A 15,756-nucleotide genomic window follows, 5' to 3' on the forward strand; every position below is an offset into this window, starting at 1 on the left:
ATACCGAACACAGGCCTTTAGTGCCCAGTAAATGAAACCGTCCAACTATTGGGGGTCACTTCAGTTCAGGGCGGGGATAAACAGCGGGAGAGAGTAGTGCGGATGGCAACGCCGTCCTTTGACAGTACTATGGTGCTGTTAGAGCGTCACATCTGCGTAGGGGTTTTGATGCTGCAAGGTGAAGATCTTGTCAAAAATAAAAGTGAAGACAAAGGTGTACACCAAGAAGAAAACCACTAGGGTGGTTTCCATCAAGAAGGCCTCCCACGGTCCTACGCTAAACCAATACATATAAATCGGTAAGCAAAAGATGAGAAGGCCCCCTTCAAAACCTAGCGTGTGAAGGGTACGGATTCTAAGGGTACGTGCCATAATTTGTTGGCGACGTTCCCACGATTCGAAAAGCGTGTTGTAAAGATAATTCCAGAGCACTGCCACCCCTGAGACAACGATGGCAAGGGGCAGGGATTCTTGGACTCCACTACCACTTAAAAACATCAAGATAATGGTAGAAAGTATGACAGCAAGAATCTCGAATACAACTGCGTACAGCAGACGACGCTTGAGTGGACTTAAGGTAATCAACGGAAACTCCAAGTAACAAAGAACCGGTCCGTCCCAGATGGTATGAAAAACAAGGATAATGATTATCCACGGCAAAGCCACGGTTTCCGCCTGCGTAAGTGTTATAGCTGATGCGCCATTTTTTGTCAAAACGGTTGTAATTCAACGCATCTACAGATAGAGCCGTGTCGAATTAAGGCACTATCTTTTTGTGGCTTTTATCATTAATGCGACTTTTTTTGCCGTGAAGTGTACGTAAGGGTAGCACCGCGAAGCGTAGGATTCTACGCGTAAAGAAAGAGTGGCCTCAATAGAGAAAGAGACGCCTTTGGTAAAAGGCCAGGCAGGTAAAAATCTGAGATCAAAATACAATGCTACTTCGTTGATTGTAAACCAAAAAAGCCCGTATTTGAACGGACTTTTTTGGGATTAGGCGTCTTTATTTAGGTGATACCTGTAAGTGATCACCTAAATCGGTCAGCCCTGAGCAAATGGCTGGCCTTTAGTCGATGAGTTTACCCATTTCGTGGAACGGGTAGGGACCTTCGTACTGACCAATGTAGCTCAGATGAGTGACCAAGCGCTGGGCTTGATGGTCCCAGGCATGGATTTGCATCGCAGGAGGCTCTAGACACCACGCTGACTCGGCATCTGGGCTTAAGTCTAAACACACTTGATGCGCAGGAGCAGGGCAGGTGGAGGCAATCGTGCCCCCGAAGCGGGTTTCAATGGCACGGTGTAGGTGACCGCAAATGACCCGCTCTACGTTGGAGTACTGTTTAAGTAAAGCCTCTAGCTCCTTAGCGCCTTCGAGCAGGCCAATGAGATCCATATGGCCGATCAGCGTATTAAAAGGAGGGTGATGCATCGCCACAATGACAGGGAAATCAGCGTTGTCATTTAAGGCCTGCTTTAACCACGCCAACCGTTTTGCACAAAGACGGCCACTGCTTTGACCAATTTCACTGGTGTCCAAGGCAATCAGTTTCATGGGTCCAATAGAAACCACGTACTGGCTATGACCGTTCTCCGTGGTTTGCGCTAAATAATCATGCGAAGGAAAGAACTGGCTTAGGTTGTTTCTCTCATCATGATTACCCGGCAGCATATACACCGGCACCTTTAAAGGCGCCAATAGTTGCTGCAGGTGATCGTATTCCGCCGGGCGACCAAAGTCTGTTAAATCACCCGTAATGATGACGGCATCTGCGGGTTGAGGCAGTTGGTTAATGGCTTGAACCGCATTGGCCAAATAGGGGGCGGTATTAATACGGCCATAAGCCAAGCGCCCCGGTTCACGAATATGTAAATCGCTGATCTGAACAAGTAAAGTTTGTGACATTAGACTTTTGGATTTAAGAGTTTATGGGTAGCAATCGTTAAACCAACTTCATCGCCAATTTGATAAGGACACCCGTTGTTGACCTCCGCAACCAAAGAGGTTTGATTGGCTAAGTCTAAACGCAGCTCAATGCGCTCTCCTAGGAACATGCGTTGGCTGATGCGAGCATTGATGCCATTGGCTTGGGTCGGGCCAATCTGAATGTCTTCAGGACGTAAAAACAAGGTCGAGCTGTGGGCTAAATGCTCAGGACAAGCTAGACTACCTTGGCCTAAGGTAATGACTTTGTTTTTCATGGTTTGGGCATTACGTTCTATACGGTTAATGCGGCCCAAGAACTCCGCCACAAAAGCATGCTCAGGATTACGGTATAGGTCCTCGCCGCGACCCACTTGCATGATATTACCGGCGTGCATCACCGCTAAACGGTCAGCAATGGCCAGAGCTTCTTGTTGATCGTGGGTAACGTGAATGGCGGTAATGCGTAGCTGGCGAAGTAAATCAGCCAGTTCATCACGCAGGCTTTCTTTTAGTTTGGCGTCTAGAGCGGCTAGCGGCTCATCCAAAAGTAAAACGCGAGGACGTACGGCTACGGCTCTGGCCAAGGCCACGCGTTGACGCTGTCCACCCGACAGTTCAGAGGGGCGTTTGTGTTCTAAACCATTGAGGTGAACCAAATCGATGAGCTCACCCACACGCTGTTTTTTTTCTTTGGCGTCTACACCGCGGATGGTTAGGCCATACGCAATATTAGCTTGTACGCTCATTTGTGGAAACAGGGCATAGCTTTGAAACACCATGCCCACGTTGCGCTGTTCTACAGGGCGATGGGTGACGTCTTGGTCGCCAAATAGAATTTGGCTGCCCTCGTCGGCGCTTTCTAGGCCGGCAATCATACGTAACAACGTGGTTTTACCGCAGCCTGAAGGACCTAGTAAGGCAACGATCTCACCTGGCTCAATGTGTAAATTGGTAGGCTTTAACCCTTTGGTGCCATCGGCGTAGGTTTTCGCACTATTTATGATATCGATACTAACTCGTTCTAATTGCAGCATTGCTGTTTAGTTCCCATATTTCTTTTGTACATAATTGGCTACGCCTTGCATAATGAGCAGCACAGGAAGAATCACCATGAAAAACACTAAGGTATACGCGGAGCCAATTTCCACGCGCATGGAGGCATAACTATCAGCTAAGCCGACGGGTAAGGTGCGGGTAAGCGGTGTGTGTAGCATCCAGGTGAGATTAAATTCGCCGATGGATAAGGTAAATACCATCATGGAACCTGCCACAATCGCTGGGAAAACGGCAGGAATGATGACCCCAATAAAGCGGCGTAAAAAAGAAGCCCCTAGTGTTCGGGCGGCTTCTTCGATGGCATACAGTTCGTGCTTTTGCAATGCGGAGGAAACAGTACGAACCATAAAAGGCAGGGTGAAGATCACGTGACCCACCAGAATAAAGCCAAAGCTTTGTCTAAAAGCACTGATTTGACCGTAGGCCAAAATAAGCGCTAAGGCGGAGGCTAGGCCAGGAATGGCAACAGGAAGGGTCAACAGCTCCTCAAAGGCATTGGCCCACTTGGATTGACTGCGAGCCAGAGCGTAAGCGCAGGGCACACCTAGCAATAGGGTGCAAAGCACACAGAGCAATGCCAGTGTGATGGACCAGCCTACCGTGGAGCCATAGACTTCCCAGACTTCGATCAGCCAACGTAAGGTAAAGCCACTTTTTAGACCTACGCTGTAGTTATTAATCAGCCCAGCATAGGCGGATAAAAACATCGGGCCAATCATAAAGACGCAAATGGCGATCGTGATGAAACGCAGCCACGGAGAGCGGGTTTTGATTTTTGTTTGCATAAGAAATCGCCTGATTAGGTTTTCGCGTTATCTGACGTGATGACTCGGGCTAGGAATAAAACTAGCCAAGTAATTAAGCCTAAAGCAATCGATAAAGAGGCTGCAGTCGCAAAGTTGGCGTAATTAGTGAACTCGTTATAGATAGAGATGGGTAAGACTTCGATTTTGCTTGATAGCGTAAAAGCGGTACCAAATGCCCCCATCGAGGTAGCAAAAATAATCGCTCCGCTCGCAATGGTGGTAGGGATAAGCTGAGGGAACCAGACATCACGGACGATGTGCCACCTAGAAGCTTGCATGGTGCGAGCCGCTTCCTCCAACGAGGGGTCCATGGCTTCGGCAGCGGCAGTGTAGTTGGCAATAGCGCGTGGTAAAGAAAAATATAAATACGCTAAAAACAAACCAAGCATGCCGTAGGCAAAGGTGATGCGTCCCATCCCGATGGAATGGAAGAAATCCGCGACAAAACCTTGACGGCCACCGGATAAAATCACAAAAAAGCCAACAATAACCCCAGGAAAAGACAGAGGCATAGTGAGCAAGGACAGGAAGATCTGTTTGCCCTTAAAGTGACTTTTAGCTAAATAAATGCCAACGGCTGCACCTAAAACTAAGGTAAGTAAGGTGACCGTAATGGACAACACCAGGGTGTTGATGAGGCTGGTTAGGTAACGAGAGTGTGTCAGCACAGAAAAATAGGCCTCCCAACCCTGTTGGGCGGGAAGCATAATGAGGCGTGCCATCGGCAATAACCAAAAAGCAAAAAAGAATGCTGTGGTAGGAGCTAGACACGCCAAAAGAATTGTGCGCTGTCCTCTGGATAAGGATGAGGTAGCCATAGTTCTAAGATTTACTTCACTTCTTTTAGATACTGGTCTGAAAAGCCACGTTGAACTTCAGCCATTTTGGTGTAGTCAATGGCGTGAGCGCGTTCGTATTCAGAGTCAGGCAGAAACTGCGCTTTGATGTCTTCAGGCATGGCGGTAGCACGTACAGGACGTAAGTAAGCGCGGGCCCAAATGGCTTGACCTTCATCAGACAACACAAACTCTAAGGCTTTTTTGGCGTTTTCTTCGTTTGGCGCCCCTTTGACTAGGCTCATCACGTAAGGAACAGCAATGGTGCCTTCTTGGGGGATGACGAATTCGACGTTAGCGTGGTCTTTGTATTTAGCGCGGTAGGCGTTGAAGTCGTAGTCGAGCAAGATAGCGATTTCACCGGACAAAACACGTGCGTAAGAGGTTTGCTTAGGAACGATTGGGTCGTTGCTTTGGAGTTTGCCGAAGTACTCAAAGGCTGGGCCGAAGTCATCCAAGCTGCCACCTAAGGCATTATTTGCTGCTACGGCAGCCACGTAACCCACAAAAGAAGAGGTGGGGTCTAAGTAACCAATCAACCCTTTGTACTCAGGCTTAAGTAGATCTGCCCAAGACTGAGGCACAGGACTGCCATCTAGAGCATCGACGTTCACCATGAAGCCCATGGTGCCCGAGTGAATGCTGAACCAGTTACCGGCAGGGTCTTTTAAGCCTTCAGGGATTTCATTCCAAACACTGGGTTGGTATGGGCTAACGACGTCTTCCTTTTGGGCTTGAATCGCAAAACTAACCCCTAGGTAGGTGATGTCAGCAACCGGTTTGGCTTTTTCAGCGACGAGCTGAGCGAGCGACTGGCCAGAGTTTTTGTTGTCCGCAGGGATGGTAATACCGGTGGCCTTTTTAATGGCTCTAAGCTGTGTACCCCAGTCTGCCCATTCGGTAGGACAGTTGTAGCAAATGGCGTTTTCAGCTTGAACATAGCTGCTAGCGCCAATGCCAACAGCAAGCAAACAGGAAAGAGAGGTTCTTTTGAGCAGAGATAGCATGAAGAGCTCCGGAAAGGGAATAAACAAAAAGAATTAAAGAAAAGCAGGCACTGCGCTGGATTCGGCAATGTGCAGTTGATGATCTAATAAAAGACTAGAGGCGGCGCAAGGCCGAGATCTGAGACGAAGATGCTTAGTAAGAAGCTCTACGCTGCGGCGACCGATTTCGGTATTGGGTTGGGCAATAGTAGTTAAAGAAGGAGTTAGATCTTGGGCAAGTCGGATGCCATCAAACCCCGTGACGCTAATATCTTTGGGGACTTGTAGCTGGCAAAGAGAGGCGGCTCGGATGGCGCGAATGGCCATTAAATCGTTAGAACAAACGAGGGCGGTAGGAGGGGTGGATTTTTTGAGCTCAGAGGTAATGGCCTCGACGGCATGATCAATAAAGGGAACCTCGATGATGGGCAAAACCTCTAGGTTTTGTTGCGCGATACCGTTTAAAAAACCTTGATAACGTTGTTGGGCTCTGTCTGAGGCATGACGCAGACCGCTGACCATGGTGATTTTTTTATGCCCTAACCGTGCCAAATAATGCACGATTTCGGTAAAAGCTTGTTGGTTATCCACAGAAACACAAGGGTGTTTTTCAGACCAGTTGTACGTTAGTACATAAGGGATTTTGCTTTTGCGAAGCACATCGAGTGCTGGTGAGTTATGTGGATCAGACACCACTAGGATTAAACCATCCACTCCGAAGTGCATTAATTGCTCGACGGCTTCTTGCTCTGCACTCTGTGTGTAGGAGGTGGTAAACGGCATAATGGAATAGCCTTGTTCCGCAGCCATTTCTGCAATCCCTTGTAAGCATTCAGAGAACACGGGGTTGATCAAGGTGGGCAAGACCACACCAATGGTGCGCGTATGCTGTGTTCTCAGGTTCCTCGCGCTGGCGTTAGGAAAGTAATTGAGCTGCGCTGCCGCCTCTTGAACGCGCAGTCGCGTTTTCTCTGAGACTTGATCAGGGTAGTTAAAGGTTCTAGAGACAGTAGCAACCGAAACGCCTGCCTCTTTGGCGACTTTTTGGATGGTCATAAACGGATTTATACAAAGTGATGTAATCGATTACATTGGAGCATAAAAGTATTTCAAACAAATGACAAGCATTGGATGACATCATTTGAGTAATATGTGATTAGGTTATGGTGGATTATTGCATTGGCTCATGGGAAAGTGAGCCATTTGCTACGGATCATGCCTCTGGTTTTAGGCTTGACATTCTCCTCGCTCTAAACGACGAGGCTTTCCGCGCATTTTGGTAAAGGGAACACGTTGTCAAATAGTTATAGGGCCGATTTAGATGGACTAAGGGCTATCGCCATTCTCTGTGTGGTGGTCTTTCATGCGTATCCACAATTATTACCCGCCGGGCTGATGGGGGTGGATCTGTTTTTTGTCCTATCGGGTTATTTGATTACGTCGTTGCTACAACGACAGTCACTAGGCTCCATCAAGGCTATTGGCTTGTTTTATGCCCGACGCTTACAACGTTTGTACCCGCCTTTGCTGTTGTTTTTGTTCGTGATGCTGTTGCTTGCTGGATTAAGCCCTGCAAACGATATCTACAGCGGGTTGTGGCGTTATGTCTTAAGTGCAGGGGCGTTTGGCACGAACGTGCACTTGGCGATAGATGATGGTCTGCTCGGAGATCGTTACACCTACAACCCCTTTTTGCATTTATGGTCCTTAGGGATAGAAGGGCAGTTTTATGTGTTGTGGCCGTGGGTGTTTTGGTTTGGTTTACACACTAAACACTGGAAAGTCGTGCTCTTTCTGTTGTTGTGCGGTAGCTTATTTAGTGCAGGCATGCTCTATGGCATGGGGGCGGAGAGGTGGTTGTTTTATGCACCGAGCAGCCGTTTGTTTGAGATGATTTTTGGTGCTGCGCTAGCTTGCCATGGCAAAACCTTATCGCCCCAATACGATCGGTATAGTTTGCTGCTGATTTTAGTGTTTATGTGTTTTGCTGTGCTGTGGATTCGTCCTGATCAACCCTATCCTAATCTGGCCACAGCCTTGCCTGTGATGGCAGCCACTTTGTTTATTTATAACTCGCCACAACATCCTTTAAATCAATGGCTGGCAGTCAAGCCACTAGTCTATATAGGGCGCATGAGTTATAGCTGGTATTTATGGCATTGGGGGCTATTTGCTTTGTATCAGTCGTGGCTGCCCATGTGGCTGTTGATTCTCATCAGCTTTATGTTGGCCAGATTGAGTTATCAGTGGTTAGAATTGCCGTTACAGCGGTGGCGGAAGGGGGCCTGAAATCTCTGGTACGCTGCCGGTCTTAACCTTGGGAACCCAAGGGCAAGTGATTGGCGAGTATGGGCGTTTTTAACGGTGGATCTATGCCAAATATGAAAAAGACTGAGTTGGGAGTCCTTCCCACTCAGTCTTTTTTTGTAGTTGGGTTAAGCTAGCTCTTTGCGATATAAGAACTGTGCGATAACACAGACACGGTTTGCATAAAAATAAAATACAGTAAGGAGAGAGCAACATGTTAGGGCGAGGACGACAAGGGGGCAGCACAACCATCTCATCACAACCACTGATGAGAGCCAGCGCATGATCAGCAAGCTAAGTAAAAAAGATCCCGTAGCCGTTGCGTTTTTTTTGGTGGCGGTTGGTGTGTGCGCGGCGTTGAATGTTTGGAAACTGCCACCTGCTTTACCCGCTTTGCAAGCAGAGCTCGGACTTAGTCTGGTGGAGTCTGGCTTTTTGCTCTCCAGCGTTCAGGTGGCGGGCATGCTTTTAGGCTTAGCAACGGGCTTAATGGCAGACCGCATCGGGTTGCGTCACTGTCTTCTGATTGGGTTAGCTATATTAAGCTTGGCCTCACTAGGCACCACGTTATTGCATAGCAAAAGCTTAATTCTATTGAGTCGGGCTCTAGAGGGTTTCGGCTTTTTAATGGTGGTTTTACCCGCACCCGCTTTGATAAAACGGATCGTGCCTGCTGATACAGTGAGTCGTATTATGGGGCTTTGGGGATGCTATATGCCGGCAGGGGCGGTGGTAATGCTGCTGGGGGGATCATGGCTATTAAGTGTAAGCTCTTGGCGAGTACTGTGGTTAGTTGTCGCTGGTATGACATTTTTTGTTTTTTTACTTTCCCTACTCTTTATTCCTAAAGCCAGCGACCGGCGTTCGGATTCAAGCTCTTCCATTGCTTATATGGTGTTGACCACCTTGCGTGCTAGACGTGTGTGGTTGGTAGCGCTGATTTTTGGATTGTATGCAGCGCAGTGGTCTGCTGTGATTGGTTTTTTACCTAGTATTTATGCTGAGGCAAAAATCTCTGGGCCTATGGCAGGGCTGCTATCGGCTTTGGTAGCTGGCTCGAATATCGTGGGTAATTTATTAGCAGGACGCTGGCTTTATCAAGGAGTCGCGGTAGCGAAATTGCTCATTAGCGGCTATGTGGTCATGATTGTTTCAGCCATGGTGGCTTTTGGATTGGAGCAGGGCGTGGCGCTACAGTTTTTCGCTGTTCTGGTGCTTTCCATCGTGGGTGGTCTTATCCCCGCAACTTGCTTTTTCTTAGCCGTCAGTTTTGCACCGAATGCACAAACCACCTCATCGACGATTGGATGGGTGCAGCAAGGCTCAGCGATGGGACAGTTTTTTGGGGCCCCGCTAGTCGCATGGGTGGTCAGTCTACTTGGAGGCTGGCAATGGGCGTGGGTCGCCACAGGAGGTTTAGCCTTAGCGGGTATTGCTATTGTGTTGTGGTTGAATCAGACAGAGGTTATGCCGAATTAAGATTGAGCGGCGAAGCGCTCAATCATATCGATATTTGAGTCCGTCTTACTAATAGAACCAAACAGCTAAAAAACAATCAGATCCAGACGGAATAACGAACTACCACAGAATCTTGGCCCCAACAAAGAGAGAGCGACCTAAGCCTGAGTTGAAGGCAGCCTCATTGGCACGAGCTTGTGCAAAATATTGAGTGGATGCTGCATAGCGTTTGTCAGCTAAATTGCGGACAGTTAAGAAAAGAGGGTAAGGCTTAGACCACTGTAACGCTTTGAATGGTCTACATCCTTGAAGTAATAAGGAATAGCTCGAGGGTTATTAAAGGCCGTGATTTTACGTTGTCTCTTAGCGGGGACGGCTTGTACTGCAGTCATTAAGGATAGAGCTGGGGTCAACTCATACGCATTCTCTGCATAGAGCTGTAGGGTATTTGAGGAGGTTGTAATATCTTCGTACTGCTGGAGGGAAGGATCTATCAGCAATCCACCCGGAAGAATAAATGGCCCATGAGTTTGGCTATCGCTTTTCCCTTGGGCAAGATGCGCTCCCCATGTAAAACGATTATTTCGCCCGTTAAATTGGCGGTTCACCTCACCTCTCATCGATAGCCCGTAATCCTTGGTTCTATAGTTAATGGGGACGACGGTGCCAAGCAAGTCAAAGGTGGTGTCAGAGTGATGAGCTCCTAGGACAACGAAATCATCATTGCCGTAATGGATACTATGTTGGTATGCGAGTCGAACGTGAGCGGGCGCTAGGCATAAAACCTAGGTTGCCATAAAAACGCGTCGTTTTTTGACTCGAGTATTGTGTTGAACCGTCCATTTGGTAATGACTGATCGAAGCAAACGCATCCAGGTCATTTTCAAATACCTCTCCGACCCGTGTTTGTGCACGTAGGTAACCGTGGGATCCGCCTGCTAAATGAGTCTCTAAACCCGGGTGAGAATACCCGTTGGTGAAACCAGATTGATGGCGCCGCCCAGGGTTGCTGCACCATATTGCAATGCATCTGCCCCACGGTAAATTTCTAGGTACTGGGTATTGAATGGATCCGCATAGGCCGGATCTATCGTGCCATCGGTTTTTTTTAGCGGTAAGCCATCTTGTAATAATGTAAGGCCTCGAACAGCTAAAGGTGATGCCAACCCTGATCCTCGTATTGATAACTTGATAGATTGTTGGCCCGCGTTCGATCGTGAGTAGATCCCTGGTGTGCTTGAAGTACGTCGCTTGAGTCAAAAACAGCTTGTTGAGAATACTCAGGCTCGGGGATTAAACTGACATTTCCAGGTCTTTTGAGTAACGCCTCTTGTGCAGATTGAATAGAAGGAGAAAGAGGGTCTACGGCCGGACTGCCCACTACAGTGATGGTCTCTAATTCAGTCGGTATCACAGCGTTTTTATGGGGGCAGTGATCCTGTCGTCCGCATGAACAAAGGGACTACTGACAACACCAGCCAGACTTAAGGTTAGTAGAATTAGGGGACGGTTTATTATGGCGATAGTCATTTTTTATAAAGCTCCAACCCTATGATCAACGTCGACGTGATTGAAGGTCTTTATACGCCATCCATAGCGCTAGACTCATAATGGATAGAATGGCAATAAAACCGATAATCACCGCTGTGGTCCAAGAGGTATGGGGCTTTAGACCAAAAACAAGAGCGGTAATGACGGCGATCCCTACGGAGGCGCCGATGCGTTGTCCGGTTTGCATAATGGCGCCCGAGCTACCGGCGTAATTGAGGGGGATTTCCGCTAGGGTTAGGGTTTGGTTAGGACTAATGGTGGAACCCTGACCCAAACCAAACAGACCAAGCGTTAGTAATAGCCACCAAATACTGATCCCTACATAATAGTGCAGTAAGATGACCGCAATACTAAAAATGAGTCCCAACATCGCCATACACAGTCCAGCAATGACCACTTTGCGCCCATAGAGAGTGATGCGCTGACCGGCCCAATGCGCAGCCGTAGCGGATAACAAAGCGGATGGGATGCCTATCAGACCGGATTCAAAGGCAGTAAATCCAATGCCTTGTTGCATGTAAACAGGAATGAGTACCCAAACACTAGTCATTCCTAAAAAATACAAAGTCATGATCAAGCTACCATTGCGGTAACTGGTGATGGAGAAAATGCTTAAGTCTACCATTGGGCTGTAGCCCTGACGGGTGTACCAGCTTTCCCATTTTACCCAAAGATAAAAAAGCAGTAGACCTAGAGGTATTAGGAGCCAGATGTACGGAGAGGATTTAGACTCAACAAAGGGAAAGAGCACACTGAGTACGCCTGCTCCCAACAATAGAGCCCCAACTGGATCTAAGGAGCTTAAGCCGTTGGGTTTTTTGAGTTCGGAAAAACTGATCAAGGGCCGAGGAAACCAACGCCACGCTAAATATAAGGTCAGTAGACCTACGGGTACATTAATTAAAAAAGTCAGACGCCACCCTAGATCTGGTCCACCTAATTGAATGAGTAGCCCGCCTAAAACGGGTCCAATCGCCACGGAAACGCCTACGGTAGTACCAAACAAACCAAAGGCACGTCCTCGCTCAGCGCCTTTGAAATACTGTTGAATCATACCCACGCCTTGGGGGTTTAAAAAGCCGGAACCAACCCCTTGGGCAAAACGCGCAATATTCAGCCAGTCGGCGTCGGGAGCAAAGCCTGCTGCAATAGAGGAAACGGTAAAAATACCTACCCCTAGCATAAACAAACCACCTCTTCCCATCAGATCGCCTGCGCGCCCTGCGCTGACAAGCACCACACCAAAGGTGAGGGCATAGCCAGATAACACCCACTGTAAATCAGAGAGACTGGCTTGTAGGCCAACTTGAATGGCAGGCAAGGCTACGTTGACCACACTCACACTCATGAGGGACATAAAAATTGCCCCGATGATGACCACTAAGATGCGCCAACGTGTAGAGCTAAAGGAGGGGGCTGAACTAGAGGGAGGAGGATTGTTAGGCATAGATGATGTCGATTCAGATCACTGAGAGAGCGTGTAGATAGGGGCTTGATATCTTTCCCGGTCTGCGCGTTGGACTTGCTGCGTTAACCATTAAAAATTACTGTACCTGATAATCCATGTGTTGTAAGGTCGCAGTGACCGTAGCTAAACGACTTTCTTGATGCACGATTTTAACTAATAAATAATCGAGTTCCGGGGCGACGTAGAGCTGTGTTTTTCGGTTTTTGCTGCTGCGCTGTCTTTCTACAACTAAGGCGTCTACTACCCCTTGCCCTGTTTCTATCTTTTCTTTTCCTATGACCACATAAGTGTGAGTTTTTTGCTTGCCCTTATAGATCAGAGGGTAAGAAAGTTGAGTTTTACCAGCGATCAGATCACAGCGCGCTTCGAAGAAAAAGCTGAGTGGATCATAAAGCGTGGTTTGTAGGTCAAAGTTTTTTTGCTCATCGTTATCTTGGTAGTGAGCTTGTCTGGTTTGCCAATCAAAGTCTAGGCGTTGCTCTATGGCTGCTTTTAAAGGGCGCTTGGTGGTGGAGGAGTAATGTTGGGGCTGCACCTGGCAGTCTTTCATGATGAAATCGGCTTTTTGAGTTGCCTGCGACATCCAGTGATCCAAGGCGAAAGTGACATGATACTGGTTTTGATCTCGCTGGATTTTTAGGCGGTTTTCACCATCAGTCACTTTGTTGTTGTACTGCAGAGAAAACATCGCATCCACATGGTTAATGGTTTGTGCTTGGGTTGTGGGGGTGAAAAGAATCCCTGTGAGCAGGCTTGCCGTCAAGCAAAAGCCAAGCGCAAAGCGTTGGCTTCGGTGTAAAGAGGAAAAGGCAAGAGTCATAATCAGTTAAAGCGAAAGGCCTTCCTGTTTTTTTGTCGATGAGTCCTAGAACATGTCAGTGTTTTTGGTGCGTGATTTGGCCCAGCTCACAGCACGCCGAGGAGAGAACCAATATGACTAGCTTATCATTTTGGATGCTGTTTTGATGGTTGATAGGGCTCGGTCTAGCCCTATCTAAAATAATTGCGTTGTTCAGTGTAAGCCCGTGATTTTTTTAGAGAAGAACAGTGAGCAAGAACTAAGCAGCGACGAGTCAATATAAAAACAGGTTATAGAGGAGCTTTATTAATTAAAGACAACGCCTGATTTACCTCAAAAATCATTGCATTAACAGGTGCGATTCCAAAAGACTGGAGACGCTGGGTATGCATGGCGAGGTAGTTTTGTGCGCTTTTTTCATCAGTAAAAAGATACACGCCTCCAGCACGATTGCTATCTTTGTTTTCTGTCCAAATTTTCCAGACTAATCCCGGCTCTTTTGAAATGGATTCGGCTAGCTCGCGCATTGCTGTTGCCATCTCCTCATTCCAGGGGCCGTTATAGGGAAAGTCAACTTGTAGGAGGTAGTTCATAGTGATTCCTATAAAAAGAAAAGAAGGGGGCCTTGATTTTACTCCTTTTAGAGAGTGAGATGGGAGCACTGTTTGAGACGCGATAAGTCCCAGAAGGCTTAGGTTGTGCACGGTGTGCGGATAATGCCTAGTTAGTTATTAAAAATAACCGGTATATGGTTTTGGGTTTGATGTCTTTGTAAGGGGTGCTAAATGACGAACATGATCAAGCATCACGACGCATAAACCGATGGCAACAAGAATCATCTTGCTTTTGCGGGCGCTGTTACCCCGTTAATCCTAAGTTGTGTGGCCATGGTTGCACATGATTTAATGAATGCAGCCCCGATCCTCAGCGTAGGCATTGGGGTGCGTATTTATAGGGTTGAACCACTACTGCCCTCATCTTCTATCGCTGGGATAATCCAGCTAAGCGATACTCTTTTCGTTTATTTAATAGCAAATATTATTAATATAATAACAGCTAATAATTTATGGAAAAAATGATGCAATCATTACCACATGATGAGCTAATTTTAGTTATTGATGAAATTAATTTAGCTCGTAGCTATCACTCCAAATGGCATAAGAACATACTACGTAATTTAATTACTAAATTAACGCCTGATTTTATTGACCTGCTGGAAAACTCACACGAGCTCTGTGAATTTGGTAAATGGTATAAAAATTTTGATCAAAAAGTATTTATGAAAAACAACCAAACCTTTCTAAGGTTAGCCCAAACTCATCATCAAGCTCATTTTCAAGCAGCTCAATTACTGCAAAAACATGTCGATGATCAGCCTATCTCTGTAGAAGACTGGGATCAGTTTGAACTGACAATCGACGAAATGCTGTACAGTTTTAGGCTTTTGCGTAATGAGCTTCTTGAGCAAATTAATGACTATGACCCATTGACCAAGGCCAGAAATCGAACGACTATGCTGCATACTTTGCGTAAACATTATGCTTTTTATCAAAAAGAAGAATTAAATTCTGCAGTGGTGATGTTTGATTTGGATCATTTTAAAAAAATAAATGATACCTATGGTCATGCGGTTGGAGATAAGGTGCTAGTCGCTGTAGTTAAACAGGCTAAGCAATTAATTCGTCCTGAGGATTCTATATATCGCTATGGAGGTGAAGAGTTTGTTCTTTTTATGCCAAATACCACCCTAAGTCAGGCTGAGGAAACTGTGGAATCGTTAAGGCTAGCTATTGAAAAGAACGGTGTTTTTTCTGAAAAACACCAAACAGACATAAAAGTTACTGCTTCATTTGGTGTCACTGTCTTTACCAATAGTAGATCAGTAGAGGAATCTATTGATTTTGCAGATAGCCTTATGTACAAAGCCAAAGCAGCTGGCCGTAATTTGGCTGTTGCAGCCGTTTGATTTTACTAAAGCGCGTGGTCAGATTCGTTATGCGGTCAACCAGGCCATGGTGCAAAGCGATTGGCAGATTGGGAAAATCATTGTTGAGCAGGAACAGCAAGGACAAGAGCGCGCAGAGTACGGGGCACAACAATTAAAACAGCTATCTCATGCACTTACTGAGCGTTTAGGTAAAGGTTTTGATGTAACGAACTTGCGCAATATGCGTCGTTTTTACTTGGTTTTTCTAATTTGAGACGCAGTGCGTTCTGAATTGAGTTGGACTCATTATCGGACTTTTGTGCCTATGACGACAAGAGAAGTGCATTTTAGAGTGAGAGGTTTGAATTCAGACGTCTATGTAAAACTCCGTTGCATTGCTAAGACGCAGACGGGAAAAGCCAGTGTGTCGCTATTGGCAAGGCGGCTACTACTTAAGGAGTTAGCGGTAAAAAATCCTGAGGCGAAGCCTCTTGCAGGGCAAACAAACCGCATAGAAATTCGCTTGGATTAATGTGATTTAGATTGGCTGGCTCAAGGCACGTTTAGGTCACCCCTAGATTAGAAAACAAAAGCCACCTAATTGGTGGCTTTTTTTCCTTGATTTACAAGGTGAA

Annotated in this window: 16 protein-coding genes; 4 read left to right on the plus strand and 12 right to left on the minus strand. The window is 46.8% G+C overall.

What is annotated here, in order from left to right; all coding sequences use genetic code 11:
* Positions 1-138: 138 nt before the first annotated feature.
* From Q0Z62_RS09245 to Q0Z62_RS09275, 7 genes are all read right to left on the minus strand, one after another.
* Positions 139-585: a PACE efflux transporter gene (locus tag Q0Z62_RS09245; RefSeq protein WP_298053732.1), complete on the minus strand. Its 447-nt coding sequence runs from the start codon at positions 583-585 to the stop codon at positions 139-141.
* A 481-nt stretch (positions 586-1,066) separates the two neighbouring features.
* The gene (locus Q0Z62_RS09250) at positions 1,067-1,906 is read right to left on the minus strand and encodes a phosphodiesterase (RefSeq protein ID WP_298053736.1); all 840 of its coding nucleotides are present in this window, start codon (positions 1,904-1,906) and stop codon (positions 1,067-1,069) included.
* On the minus strand, positions 1,906-2,958 hold the full coding sequence (locus Q0Z62_RS09255; RefSeq protein ID WP_298053779.1) for an ABC transporter ATP-binding protein: 1,053 nt from the start codon (positions 2,956-2,958) through the stop codon (positions 1,906-1,908). Before Q0Z62_RS09255 ends, Q0Z62_RS09250 begins: the two co-directional genes overlap by 1 nt.
* A 9-nt stretch (positions 2,959-2,967) precedes the next feature.
* Positions 2,968-3,768, minus strand: coding sequence for an ABC transporter permease (locus Q0Z62_RS09260; protein WP_298053739.1), 801 nt, complete (start codon positions 3,766-3,768; stop codon positions 2,968-2,970).
* A gap of 14 nt (positions 3,769-3,782) precedes the next feature.
* Positions 3,783-4,607, minus strand: a complete 825-nt coding sequence (locus Q0Z62_RS09265; protein ID WP_298053742.1) for an iron ABC transporter permease — start codon at positions 4,605-4,607, stop codon at positions 3,783-3,785.
* An 11-nt stretch (positions 4,608-4,618) separates the two neighbouring features.
* Complete coding sequence (locus Q0Z62_RS09270; RefSeq protein ID WP_298053744.1) at positions 4,619-5,632, minus strand: ABC transporter substrate-binding protein; 1,014 nt, start codon at positions 5,630-5,632, stop codon at positions 4,619-4,621.
* Between the two features lie 33 nt (positions 5,633-5,665).
* Positions 5,666-6,667, minus strand: a complete 1,002-nt coding sequence (locus Q0Z62_RS09275) for a LacI family DNA-binding transcriptional regulator (protein WP_298053747.1) — start codon at positions 6,665-6,667, stop codon at positions 5,666-5,668.
* A 237-nt stretch (positions 6,668-6,904) separates the two neighbouring features.
* On the opposite strand from Q0Z62_RS09275, the gene Q0Z62_RS09280 reads away from it, so the two are divergent.
* Together Q0Z62_RS09280 and Q0Z62_RS09285 are read left to right on the plus strand one after the other, a co-directional pair.
* Positions 6,905-7,900: an acyltransferase gene (locus tag Q0Z62_RS09280; protein WP_298053751.1), complete on the plus strand. Its 996-nt coding sequence runs from the start codon at positions 6,905-6,907 to the stop codon at positions 7,898-7,900.
* A 300-nt stretch (positions 7,901-8,200) separates the two neighbouring features.
* Positions 8,201-9,397 (plus strand): CynX/NimT family MFS transporter, encoded by a 1,197-nt coding sequence (locus Q0Z62_RS09285; protein ID WP_298053756.1) that lies wholly within the window; start codon positions 8,201-8,203, stop codon positions 9,395-9,397.
* Between the two features lie 230 nt (positions 9,398-9,627).
* On the opposite strand, the gene Q0Z62_RS09290 is transcribed toward Q0Z62_RS09285, so the two are convergent.
* From Q0Z62_RS09290 to Q0Z62_RS09310, 5 genes are all read right to left on the minus strand, one after another.
* Positions 9,628-9,984 carry a hypothetical protein gene (locus Q0Z62_RS09290; protein ID WP_298053758.1) on the minus strand — a complete coding sequence of 119 codons (357 nt, stop codon included), beginning with the start codon at positions 9,982-9,984 and terminating at the stop codon, positions 9,628-9,630.
* A gap of 342 nt (positions 9,985-10,326) precedes the next feature.
* Positions 10,327-10,602 carry a TonB-dependent receptor plug domain-containing protein gene (locus Q0Z62_RS09295; protein WP_298053782.1) on the minus strand — a complete coding sequence of 92 codons (276 nt, stop codon included), beginning with the start codon at positions 10,600-10,602 and terminating at the stop codon, positions 10,327-10,329.
* Positions 10,603-10,931: 329 nt separating this feature from the next.
* Positions 10,932-12,374, minus strand: a complete 1,443-nt coding sequence (locus Q0Z62_RS09300; RefSeq protein ID WP_298053761.1) for an MFS transporter — start codon at positions 12,372-12,374, stop codon at positions 10,932-10,934.
* Between the two features lie 97 nt (positions 12,375-12,471).
* Entirely contained in the window at positions 12,472-13,215 is a 744-nt protein-coding gene (locus tag Q0Z62_RS09305) for a DUF3108 domain-containing protein (protein WP_298053764.1), read from the minus strand.
* Positions 13,216-13,484: 269 nt separating this feature from the next.
* Entirely contained in the window at positions 13,485-13,787 is a 303-nt protein-coding gene (locus Q0Z62_RS09310) for a monooxygenase (protein ID WP_298053767.1), read from the minus strand.
* Positions 13,788-14,269: 482 nt separating this feature from the next.
* On the opposite strand from Q0Z62_RS09310, the gene Q0Z62_RS09315 reads away from it, so the two are divergent.
* The gene (locus Q0Z62_RS09315; protein WP_298053771.1) at positions 14,270-15,160 is read left to right on the plus strand and encodes a diguanylate cyclase; all 891 of its coding nucleotides are present in this window, start codon (positions 14,270-14,272) and stop codon (positions 15,158-15,160) included.
* The gene (locus tag Q0Z62_RS09320; RefSeq protein ID WP_298053776.1) at positions 15,147-15,395 is read left to right on the plus strand and encodes a DUF1016 N-terminal domain-containing protein; all 249 of its coding nucleotides are present in this window, start codon (positions 15,147-15,149) and stop codon (positions 15,393-15,395) included. Before Q0Z62_RS09315 ends, Q0Z62_RS09320 begins: the two co-directional genes overlap by 14 nt.
* Positions 15,396-15,756 lie beyond the last annotated feature (361 nt).

The sequence above is a fragment of the uncultured Paenalcaligenes sp. genome (assembly GCF_947630565.1).
Taxonomy (GTDB): domain Bacteria; phylum Pseudomonadota; class Gammaproteobacteria; order Burkholderiales; family Burkholderiaceae_B; genus Paenalcaligenes; species Paenalcaligenes faecalis.